This window comes from Frankia sp. RB5, assembly GCF_059816245.1.
Genome location: NZ_JCBATA010000001.1, coordinates 223873 through 235212 on the forward strand (window position 1 = coordinate 223873; position 11340 = coordinate 235212).

General features: G+C 72.8%; 5 protein-coding genes and 1 pseudogene. 2 read left to right on the plus strand and 4 right to left on the minus strand.

All coding sequences use genetic code 11. From position 1 onward, the window contains the following. Nucleotides 1-92: 92 nt before the first annotated feature. Nucleotides 93-1529 (minus strand): adenosylhomocysteinase, encoded by a 1437-nt coding sequence (ahcY, locus tag AC6EXY_RS00970; protein ID WP_101834323.1) that lies wholly within the window; start codon nucleotides 1527-1529, stop codon nucleotides 93-95. Nucleotides 1530-1747: 218 nt separating this feature from the next. Then, complete coding sequence (locus AC6EXY_RS00975) at nucleotides 1748-4390, minus strand: efflux RND transporter permease subunit (protein WP_101834324.1); 2643 nt, start codon at nucleotides 4388-4390, stop codon at nucleotides 1748-1750. 584 nt (nucleotides 4391-4974) lie between these two features. On the opposite strand from AC6EXY_RS00975, the pseudogene AC6EXY_RS00980 reads away from it, so the two are divergent. Beyond that, nucleotides 4975-5679 (plus strand): annotated as a pseudogene (locus AC6EXY_RS00980) (phosphatase PAP2 family protein); the annotation flags it as partial. A gap of 204 nt (nucleotides 5680-5883) precedes the next feature. Here the strand turns inward: AC6EXY_RS00980 and AC6EXY_RS00985 are convergent. Next, entirely contained in the window at nucleotides 5884-7104 is a 1221-nt protein-coding gene (locus tag AC6EXY_RS00985) for an acetyl-CoA C-acetyltransferase (protein WP_499816812.1), read from the minus strand. A 172-nt stretch (nucleotides 7105-7276) separates the two neighbouring features. Here AC6EXY_RS00985 and AC6EXY_RS00990 point away from each other — a divergent pair, with 172 nt between their 5' ends. Continuing rightward, nucleotides 7277-9322 carry a C2 family cysteine protease gene (locus AC6EXY_RS00990; RefSeq protein ID WP_133150842.1) on the plus strand — a complete coding sequence of 682 codons (2046 nt, stop codon included), beginning with the start codon at nucleotides 7277-7279 and terminating at the stop codon, nucleotides 9320-9322. Nucleotides 9323-9328: 6 nt separating this feature from the next. Here the strand turns inward: AC6EXY_RS00990 and AC6EXY_RS00995 are convergent, their stop codons facing one another. After that, nucleotides 9329-10201 (minus strand): universal stress protein, encoded by an 873-nt coding sequence (locus AC6EXY_RS00995; RefSeq protein ID WP_101834328.1) that lies wholly within the window; start codon nucleotides 10199-10201, stop codon nucleotides 9329-9331. Between the last annotated feature and the right edge of the window lie 1139 nt (nucleotides 10202-11340).

Here is an 11340-nt window from a genome sequence, read left to right on the forward strand (position 1 = left end):
TCACCCTGTTCGCGACACGGGCCGCCGTGACGCTGCCATCACGCTGCCGTTGCCCGCCGCGGCGGCGGGAAGATCACGGGTCGCGGCGTGGCCTAGTAGCGGTAGTGGTCCGCCTTGTACGGGCCCTCGACCGGCACGCCGATGTAGTCAGCCTGCTCCTTGGTGAGCTCGGTGAGCTTCACGCCGAGCGCGTCGAGGTGCAGCCGGGCGACCTTCTCGTCGAGGTGCTTGGGCAGCACGTAGACGCCGAGCGGGTACTCCTCGGTCTTCGTGAACAGCTCGATCTGCGCGATCACCTGGTTGGTGAAGCTGTTCGACATCACGAAGCTCGGGTGGCCGGTGGCGCAGCCGAGGTTCATCAGCCGACCCTCGGCCAGCACGATGATCGAGTGGCCGTCGGGGAAGACCCACTCGTCGACCTGCGGCTTGATGTTGATCTTCTCGATGCCGGCGATCTTCCCGAGGCCGGCCATGTCGATCTCGTTGTCGAAGTGCCCGATGTTGGACACGATCGCCTGGTGCTTCATCGCGGCCATGTGGGCGGCGGTGATGATGTTGAAGTTGCCGGTGGTGGTGACGAAGATGTCGGCGATGCCGACGACGTCATCCAGGGTGGAGACCTGGAAGCCGTCCATCGCCGCCTGCAGCGCGCAGATCGGGTCGATCTCGGTGACGATGACCCGGGCGCCCTGGCCGCGCAGCGCGTCCGCACAGCCCTTGCCGACGTCGCCGTAGCCGGCCACGAGGGCGACCTTGCCGCCGATGAGCACGTCGGTGGCGCGGTTGAGGCCGTCGATGACGGAGTGGCGGCAGCCGTACTTGTTGTCGAACTTCGACTTCGTCACCGAGTCGTTGACGTTGATCGCCGGGAAGGCGAGCGTGCCGGCCTTCGCCATCTCGTACAGGCGGTGGACGCCCGTGGTCGTCTCCTCGGTGACGCCCTTGACGCTCTTCGCCGTCGCCGACCAGCGGCCGGGCGCGGCGGCGATGGTGCTGCGCAGCGTGTCGAGGACGATCGCGTACTCCTCGCTGTCCGAGGGGTCGGTCGCCGGGACCGCGCCGGCCTCCTCGAACTGCGCGCCCTTGTGGACGAGCAGGGTCGCGTCGCCGCCGTCGTCGAGGATCATGTTGGGGTAGCCGCCGTCCGGCCAGGCCAGCGCCTGGTCGGTGCACCACCAGTACTCCTCGAGCGTCTCGCCCTTCCAGGCGAAGACGGGTACGCCCTTCGGGTCGTCCTTGGTGCCGTTCGGCCCGACGACGACCGCCGCCGCGGCGTGGTCCTGGGTGGAGAAGATGTTGCAGGACACCCAGCGGACGTCGGCGCCGAGCGCCACCAGGGTCTCGATCAGCACGGCCGTCTGGATCGTCATGTGCAGGGAGCCCATGATCCGGGCACCCCGCAGCGGCTGGCTCGCCGCGTACTCGGCCCGGGTGGCCATCAGCCCGGGCATCTCGTGCTCGGCAAGACGGATCTCCTTGCGGCCGAACTCGGCCAGCGCGAGATCCGCGACCTTGAAGTCGAAACTCATGCCCTACTCCTTCGACGCTCGGGCGGCTGCCGAGCCTGGGTGGCGGGTGCCTCGTCCCGGGAATCACCCGCCGGGCGGCGGTGGCCGTGCTGCGCCGGCCCGGGAACATGTGTCCTGAGCGTGCCACATGCCAGCAGGGGAACGAAGGGCAGGGCGGGACGTGCGGCCCGGCCGCCAGGGGCCGCAAAGCCAGCTCGCGGCGGCCCGGCGGCACGCCGTCAACCTCGGTGATTAGCCCTCTGAACTGGGCTTATGCTCGGAGCGGCAGCGCTCGGCCCGGCGGCGCCGGGGCTCGCCGCGGCGTCCTGGGAGCCGGGGGCGCCCGGTCCGGAGGGTTGACGCCGATTGGTCAGCTTTCCGCCGTCGCGGTGCACCCAGCCGCGCTCGTCCGCCCAGACCAGCAGCGGCGGCAGCACGACGAGCGCCGACAGCAGGGCGACCGCCACGTTCAGCGCGACCACCAGGCCGAAGTCGCGCAGCAGCGGCAGCGAGCTGAACGCGAGCACACCGACGCCGATCACGGCGGCGAGCGCGGAGACCATGAAGGCGCGCCCGGTCCGCCCGGCGGTCGCCCGGATGGCCTCCCGCGGGTCGCGCCCGCGCCGGCGTTCCTCCAGATGGCGTAGCACCAACAGGGTCGTGAACTCCGTGCACAACGCGATGACGAGCGGACCGCTGACCGCCGTCAGCGGGCTGAGGTTCACCCCGATCGCCAGCGCGACGAGCGAACTGAGCCCGACCGCGATCAGCACCGGCACGAGTGAGAGCACGGCCCGCACGAGACCGCGGTGGTACAGCGCCAGCAGGACGAACACGGCGGCGAGCGCGTAGTAGGTGAGCACCACCCGGTTGTGGGCGAACGCGTCCAGCAGCGCCGTCCCGACGACGGCGAGGCCCGACGGCGTCGCCTGGACGCCGGCCGGCGGCCGGGTGTTGGCCCGCATGTCGTCGACGACGTCGGCCCGCCGCTCCAGCGAGCCCGAGCCGGTGCGGAAGATCATGTTGAGGGCCTGGTGCTGGAGGTTCACCGTGCTGCGCTGGATGTCGGGCGGCGCGACCTCGTAGGCGAGCCGGATGTTCTGACCCGTCGGCATCATGATCGTGGTGTTCGGCACCTCCATCAGGTAGCTGACGGTGGTCACCAGACTGGAGGCGTCCAGCAGGTCGCCCGGGTGCGCGGCGATCTGCGTGTTGGCGAACCGTCCGACGAAGCTCGCGGTGGCGTCGTCGAACACGTTCGTGGAGCGCACGTAGACGCCCAGCTCGCTGGCCGAGCCGGTGCGCGCCCGCAGGGTGTTGATGTCCTTGATGACCTGGCTGTTCTGGTCGACCCACTTCTCGGGGTCGGTCTGGATCGTCAGCCGCCCGTCCGCGGCGATACCGCCGATGAACACCGCCACGGCGGCGAGGACGAGCGGGATCGCCGTGATCCGGGGCAGGCCGCCTAGCCGGATGACCAGCCGGCCGAGCGGGCCGTGGGTGTAGTCCTTCGCCGGGGTGGGCCGGCGCCGCTCGCGCGCGTCGAGCGGCAGGGCGAGCAGCAGAGTGGTGGCGGCGACGACGACCGGCAGCCCGAGCGCCAGCAGGGTGCCGAAGTCGCGGATCATCGGGACCTGGCTGAACTCCAGCGCCAGGAACGCGAGCACGGCGGCGACGGTCGCGACCACGAGCGCGGGCAGCAGTCCGCGCAGCGCCGCCGCGACGGCCCCGCGGCCGGCCCGGTCGAGCTGGGCCTCCTCCTCGATCCGGCTGTGCAGCTGCACGGCGAAGTCGATGCCCACCCCGAGCAGCACCGGCAGGCCCGCGATCGTCACCACCGACAGTGGCACGCCCAGATATCCGGCCAGGCCGAACGCCCAGATGAGGCCGACGCCCACCACGCCGAGCGGCAGCAGCCGCCAGCGCACCGCGAACGCCGCGAGCAGCAGACCGGCCATCAGCGCCAGCGAGATCGCGCCGAGGGTGAGGAAGCCGCCGCGGAGGTAGTTGTTGATGTTCCGGAGCAGGACGGGCGCGCCGGTGGTGATCTGCGACGCGTGGTCGAAGCGCAGCCCGGCGGTGGCCCGCTCGACCACCCGCGCGCCGTCGCCCTCCTCCTGCAGCGAGGCGTTGCCCCGCAGCCGGGTGACCATCTGGGCGGCGGACGGCTTCGGGAAGAACGGCCGCAGCGACTTGCGGACCGCGCCGGTGTTGTCGTGGAGGAGGACGTCGATCCAGGCCGGGTTGTCCAGCGTCCGCGCGTTCTCCGGGACGGCCTGGACGCGGCTCAGGGTGGCCAGGGAGTCGGCCAGGCGGCGCTGCGCGGACGCCTTGTCGGGGTCGCGGGCCTGCGCGTCGAGCAGGATCCTGGCGCCGGGGCTCGCGAGGACGTTGCCGTCACGGCCGCGGATGAGCTTGTCGGTGAACTCCAGGGCGGTCAGCGGGGTGACCGTCGACTCGATCCCCGGGTTGGCGTCGAGGTCCTTCTGCAGCTCGCGGAACAGCGTGACGTTGTGCGCCGTGAACAGGTCGGCGAGGCGCGAGCCCGGCGCGACCTGGAACGCGGTGACCATCGCCTGGCCGCCGAACAGCGACTGGTACTCGACGTTGTCCCGGGCGATCCGCGAGTCGCTGTTGAGGTAGTTGTCCTGGCTGGTGGTGAACTCCAGCCGGGTCAGTCCGAAGCCGAGGGCGAGGGTGACGAGCAGGACGGCGAGCGCGACGAGGCCGGACCGCCGCGAGCGCCCGGCGAGCCGGGCCTGCCAGGCCTCGTCGGGCCGGTCGCCCGGTCCGCCGGCCGCGGGGCCGACCAGCGGGTCGGCGGGGTAGGGGGCCGCGGGTCCGTGGGCTGGCTCGCCTGGTGGGGTGCTGTCAAGGGGCATCGGGCACGCTCCGGAGTCGTCTCAGGCCTCCGGATCAACGCAATGGACCGGTCGATCCGAGGGCCGCACCCCTGGATGTATAGCGTGGATCACACTCGAGGGGAGTAGCTCGGACGTTGATCTTTTGCAGTTTCCGTATGAGACCGCGAGGGCACTGTTCGTGGTTTCGGCGAGGACTGTCAACGTCTCGAAGACGCGGTGGAGTCGTGCCGACCCCCGTTCGGCCTCAAGGTGGCTGTAGGAACGGGTAGGCGGCGCCGGTGTCCCCGCGGGGGCCCATAGCACGGTCGTTGTCGGAAATCCGACAGTATGTCGGAATCCGTCCGCGCCGTGAGGAAATCGGGGGGCTTGGGTTCCCCGTTGTTAATCTGCGGGTAAGCCTTGGGCGGATGCGTCCGGATCACCCGTATGTTCCGGTCGCGGGGGGTGTGCGGACAAGTGCGGGATGTTGCTGCGCGTCCACCTGGCTGAGCCCTATCTCACACCCCGTTCGCATCCGTCCTTACCGATCGGTCGGTAGGAACGAAGCACGGGGTTAACGGCACATGGCGGCATGGGGAGGCGACGATGCTTCGGGGCTGCACATGGTGAGCGCGACCGGACCCGCGTTCCTGAGTGGGGCGACCGGCTCGGCCCCGAGGACCAGGGACGCGGGCCGCGACCACCGACCGGGCCGGATCGCCGCGACCGTGCGGGCGGGCCTGTTCGTGGTCGGACAGGTCCTGTTGCTCGCGTCGCTCTACCTGCTCTATGACCTGGGTCGGCACTTCGCCGTGGGGCGCGAGAGCGAGGCGCTGCACCACGCGCGGCGGATCTGGGCGCTGGAGCGGCTGTTCGACCTGCCGAACGAGTCGACCGTCCAGTCCTGGGCAATGCAGTCGACCCACCTGCTCGAGTTCGCCAACCGCTTCTACATCGCGGTGCACTTCCCGGCCGCGATCGCCTTCCTGCTCTGGGTACTGATCTTTCATCGTCCGGCCTGGAGCAGGGTGCGCACCGTCATCGTGGCCTCGACCGCGGCGGCGCTGCTGATCCACATCGCCTACCCGTTGGCGCCGCCGCGGTTCCTGCCGCGGATGGTGCCGGGCATCACGCTCGTCGACACCGGCGCGGTCTTCGGCCCCTCGCCGTACGGGCCGCACGACACCGTCGCCAACCAGTACGCGGCCATGCCCAGCCTGCACATCGGGTGGGCGATCCTCGAGGCCTGGGGCGTCATCACCATCCTGCGCGCCCGAGCCCGGTGGCTCGCCATCCTGCATCCGGTGATCACCACGCTCGTGGTCGTCGTCACCGCGAACCACTACTGGATCGACGGCATCATCGGCGGCGCGCTGGTCGTCACCGCCGTCCAGCTCACCCGGCCGGAGGTCCAGGCCCGGCTGCGGCTGTGGGCGATCACCCTGCACCTGCCCGTGCGTGCGCTGCCCGCCGAGCCGCTCTCGGTGTCCGCCCCCACTCCCAGAAGCGGGAGCGAGCCCGGCGGCGACGGCTCAGGACAGCCGCTCCAGCACCAGGGCCATGCCCTGGCCGCCGCCCACGCACATCGTCTCCAGGCCGATCGTCGTGTCGGTGCTGCGCAGGCCGTTGAGCAGGGTCGTCAGGATGCGCGCCCCGGTCATGCCGAAGGGGTGGCCCAGCGCGATCGCGCCCCCGTGCACGTTGAGCCGCTCCAGATCCACGCCCAGCGCGCGGTAGCTCGGCACCACCTGCGCGGCGAACGCCTCGTTGAGTTCGACGAGGTCGACGTCACCGATCGACATCCCGGCGCGGGCCAGCGCCCGCCGGGAGGCCTCGACCGGGCCGAGACCCATGATCTCCGGTGACAGCGCGCCCACGCCCGTGGCGACCAGCCGCGCCAGCGGGGTGATGCCCAGCTCGCGGGCCCGGGTGTCACTCATCACGACGACGGCGGCGGCGCCGTCGTTGAGCGGGCAGGCGTTGCCCGCGGTGACCGTGCCGTCCGGGCGGAACACGGGGGGCAGGCTGCCCAGGGCCGCCAGGGTGGTGCCCGGGCGCGGGCCGTCGTCCGCGTCGACGACGGTGCCGTCCGGCAGCCGGACCGGGGTGATCTCCCGCTTGTAGAAGCCGGCGGCGATCGCCTGCTCGGCGAGGTTCTGCGACCGGCAGGCGAAGGCGTCCTGCTCGGCCCGGCCGACCCCGGTGAGCTGGGCGACGTTCTCCGCCGTCTGACCCATGGCCATGTAGACGTCGGGCAGCCCACCGTGGGCGCGAGGGTCGCTCCACCGCGGGCTGCCACCCGCGGCCAGCGCGGCGGTGCGGGCCTGGGCCTGGGCGTAGCTGGGATTCTGGGTGTCCGGCTGGCTGTCGCTGTTGCCGCGCAGGAAGCCGCTGATCACCTCGACGCCGGCCGCGACGAAGACGTCACCCTCACCCGCGCGGATCGCGTGCATCGCCATCCTGATCGCCTGCAGCGACGACGCGTCGTAGCGCGCGACGGTCGTGCCCGGGACCCCGTCGAGCCCGAGGGTGACGGCCACGACCCGGCTGATGTTGTGCCCCTGTTCGCCACCGGGCAGGCCGCAGCCGATGATCAGATCCTCGATCTCGTTCGGGTCCAGCGCCGGGACCTGATCGAGTGCGGCGCGCACGATCGTCGCGGCGAGATCGTCGGCTCGCAGGCCCCGCAGCGAACCCTTGAACGCCCGCCCGATCGGCGAGCGGGCGGCGGCGACGACGACGGCCTCGGTCACGACATCCTCCCGGCACTCGGCGCCGCGGTCGTGGAACTCGGGCGCACGGGACGAAATGATCAAACTGTAGCGCGGTAAGGCGTCGCGGGTCGCGGACCGGTGGGCCCACTCGGCGGGCTTCGCGCGGCCCGGCCTACCCTGTGATCATCTGACGGGCCGACGCGGACGGTGGGTGACGCGAGTGGAACCGGCCGCGGCGACGATGGCGGACGTGGCGGCGCTGCCCGCGCATGCCGCGGCGTTGCGCCGCCAGGCCGGCGAGGTGGCGTCCCTCGCGCCGCGCGTCGCCGGGCTGTCAGGGCACTCGCCGCTGCGCACGCGCTTCGACGGGTGGGCGCACGGCTGGTTGGGCACCCTGAGGGCGGTCGCGAGGGCCCTCGGGGAGCAGGCGGCCTGGCTCGACCGGCTCGCGAGCGCGCCGCCGTCCAGCCTTCCGCCGCCGTCCGGCATCCCGCTTGTGCCCGGCATCCCGCTTGTGCCCGCCCTCCTGCCCACGGCCGGCATCCTGCGTGTGCCCGGCATCCCGCCCACGGCCGGTACCCCGCCCACGTCCGCTGGCCCATCGGCGCCCGGCGTCCCCGCGCGGCTCGGCATCCCCATGGTGCCCGGCGTGCCGCCCGTGGCCGGGGCTTCGGCGCCCTCGGCGGGGATGGTGGCGGTCGTGGTCGACGAGGCCGAGCTCGGAGCGGTCGCCGCGGGGCTGCGGACCGCGGGCGATCGGGCGGCGGCGCTGGCACCGGTGGTGGGCGCCGCCGTGGCCGACGCCGCCCGGGCCGCGTCGCGGATGGTCCCCGACGCGGCCGGCGCGATCAGACGCGCGGGGGACGAGCGGGCCGCGGTGCTCTGCCGCTGCCTGCGGGCCGCCGCGGCCGAGGCCGGCCGCACGGCCTTGGACCTCGAACGGCGGCGGGCCACGCTGCTCGCCCCGGCTCGGGCCTCGGCCCCGGAACGCTGTCGCGTGCTCCTGCCGCCGTCACACCGGCCGTCGCCAACGCCGTCAGACCGGCCATCGCCAACGCCGTCACACCGGCCGTCGCCTCCCGTGGATCCGTTCGCCGTGGCGGCCGGGCTGCTCGGCGCGCTGGCGGTCCCGGGAGCCCCCACCGGGGCGCGGGCCTGGTCGCCGGGCGTGGCGGAGCTGCGGGCCATCCGGGCAGGGCTCGCGCGGCTGCCGGCGCCGGCGCGGGCGGGGGTGATCGCGACGCTGCGCGGGGCTCCTCTCGCCGCGTTGGCCGCGGCCGCCGCGCGCCTGGCCGCCGCGCCCGGACCGGGCATGCCGGCCGCGGCCGCGGAACTCGCCGGCCTCGCGGACGATCTCCTCGCCTCGGCGGTTCGCGACATGATCGGCGAGCTGATCCGGGTGCTGCCCTGGCTGGAGCCCGCCCCGCCGGCGCCTCCGCCTGACCCGGGCGGTGCTCCGGGGCGGGTGGTCGACCTGGACCGGTCGAGCGATGTCCTGATCCGCGACGGACCCGCTCCCGACGACGTGGGGCAGGGCGGCGTCGCGGACTGTTACCTCGCGGCGGCCCTGATCGGCGTCGCCTCCCAGGATCCCGGCCGCCTCGCCGCGGGCCTGCGCCGCAACCCGAACGGCACGGTGACGGTCATCCTCCACCCCGGGGGCGGACCAGCACGCCCCGTGACGGTGACGGCGATCCTGCCCGCCCACCGCGTCCGGGCGGGTGGGGACGATCCGACCGCCGGCGGTGCCGTGGCCGGCGGCGGTTCCGGTCGTGGCGGTTCCGGCGATGGCGGAAACGGTGGCGAGGGCTCCGGCGGTGGGGCGTTCCAGGAGATCGGGATGGACGGTGACGACGCCAGCGGCCGCGCGGAGCTGTGGCCGGCGCTCTACGAGAAGGCGTACGCCCGGCTGCGCGGCGGGTACCCGGCGATCGGGTTCGGCAGCGCCGCGGACGGCCTGCGCACGGTGACCGGCCGTCCGGTCGCCCGGCGGCGCGCCGGCGGGACCGACGTCGCGACGCTGGCGGCGCTGCTGGGCCGCGGTGAGGTCGTCACGGTCACCACGAGGGAGCGGACCGGGCCAGGTGGTCTTGTCGCGTCGCACGCGTACGCGGTGCTGGCGGTGGACGCCTCCCACGGCCGGGTGTTGTTGCGCAATCCGTGGGATCCGCCGCCCGGCGGCGATGGGCAGCGGTGGTACTCCTGGTCGGCGGTGCTCCCGGACACGCGGGTCGTCGTGCACGGGCCGACCCGATGAGGGCCGTCACTGCCGACGGATGATCGCCACCGGTACCGGGCAGTGCAGCATGCACTGGTGGCTCACCGAGCCCAGCAGCAGTTCCGCGAAGCCGCCATGCCCACGGGCGCCCACGACGACCAGGTCACACTCCCGGCCGGCGGCCAACAGCGCCTGGGTGGGCGAGTTGGGCACCACCCGCCGCTGCAGGTCGAGCCCGGCGGGCAGGTCCGCGCGCACCTGGGCCACGGCGTCGTCGAGCACGGTCGTCGCCTGCTCCTCCAGCGCCTGGGTGAGCTCGCCCGGCGCCTCGGCGAAGGGCAGCGGGATGGCGGCGAGCCAGGCATGCACGACGAGCAGCCCGACCTCCCGCTGGTCGGCCTCCGCCGCGGCCCATTCCAGGGCGGCGAGCGAGTTCGGCGAGCCGTCCACGCCGACCGCGACGCGGCGCGGGCGCCGGCCCGGGACCGCGCCCGGTTCCTCGCCGCGCGCGATCACCACCGGGATCGGCGAGTGCACCGCTACCGACGCGCTGACCGAACCGACCCGCAGCCGGTGCAGCAGACCGCGCCCGCGGGCACCGACCACGATCATCCGTGCGCTGTGCGCCACGGTGAGCAGGGCGTCCGCGCCGGGCTGGTCCACGACCTCCTCGGTCACCCGCACCGTCGTCCCGGGGGGCGCCGTCTCCGTCACGGTCTCGCGCAGCATGTGGGCGGCCTGTTCGAAGAGGCTGTTGCCCGCACCGCCCCGATCGTCGCCGCTGCCCGCGATGGCCGACCCGATCCCGACGACGGCGCACAGGCCGCAGCGGCGCCGCGCCGCCTCCGCGAACCCCCAGGCCAGTGCCGTGCGGGAGCCCGGGGAACCATCGACCCCGACCACGATGTCGCCGGTCATCCGCCACCTCCACCCTCAGCGTGCACCCGTCCGGGGGCATGCCACCAGCGTGCGCTCCCTCGACGGACCGCGCCGACCCCCGCCCGTCGGCGGTCGGTACCCATCCGGGGCGGTGATCTTCGGTGCGTGATCTTCGCCAGGGCGAAGTGGCCGCAACGCCGAAGTCGTGGGTGGCGTGGTGTCTCCATAGCCGTGGGGATGGGTCTGGATGTGCTGGTCGGGCGCTGCCGCGGGAGGCGGAGGGATGGTGCCGCCACCGCCCGGCATGGGACCGGGCGTGGTGGTGGCGGCGTGGATTTCGATCACCATCGCGCTACCGGAGACTCTTTGATCCCACGCATCGGTGGTGAATCCGGTGCGGCATGGTGTCCAGTTGTGGGATGGCGGAGAGATCCGGGTGGCCACCGCACCGAATGACCCCGATCTGTCCGCAATAGGTTTCCCACGGGCTCGACCGTCTTTCCGTGCCGCGGACGAGCGGTCGCGGCCCGTACCGGTTCGGCCGCCCTCGGTGGCTCCGATGTCGTTGTATGAATTCGGCATCTGATCGGCCGTCATCGTTGGCCACCCCGGTCGGCTCCGGCTCATTGTCGGCCGCCATTCCGGGCAGCTGACCGCTGCCGCGGCGGGCATGGCGGGTAAGTCGAATTCGAAAGCCGGCGGCCGGGTGCGCTCATCGTGCCGGGCGGCCATACCGGTGCCGACCGGTGCGGTCGGGGCCGGCCGGGATCCGGCCGGCACCGCGCCTGATGGCTTCGTGGGCTCAGCGGATGCCCACGCCACGGCTGAGGCGTCCCGCCTGTGCCTGTGGAGGGTGGTCGAGACGGGCCGGCCGGCGGTGCGCGGCCACCGCGGCCGACCGTCCGGTCCGGTCGGGGGAAGACAGCGCGCGCCCCGCGGCGCTGCCGAGGTCCTGCCGGCGTGCCCTTCGCCAACCGTCTGACCAGTGCCGCAGCGGAAATCTTCAGCGCATCGCCATGATTTCTGGAGGCAAGGTCGGAGAAGCTGTTTCAGATAGCTTTTCAATGGCGGCATCGCCGGCTTTTCGTGGCCCTTTTGTGGTCGCGTCCCCATCTTTTTGCTTCGCAGCAGTCAATCGATGTTTGATGCTTCTGTCACACCACGACCACCCAACGGAA

Coding starts and splice junctions, on each gene's coding strand:
- AC6EXY_RS00995 (WP_101834328.1), bottom strand. CDS start 10,201: ATGACCGGCGACATCGTGGTCGGGGTCGATGGTTCCCCGGGCTCCCGC.
- ahcY (WP_101834323.1), bottom strand. CDS start 1,529: ATGAGTTTCGACTTCAAGGTCGCGGATCTCGCGCTGGCCGAGTTCGGC.
- AC6EXY_RS00975 (WP_101834324.1), bottom strand. CDS start 4,390: ATGCCCCTTGACAGCACCCCACCAGGCGAGCCAGCCCACGGACCCGCG.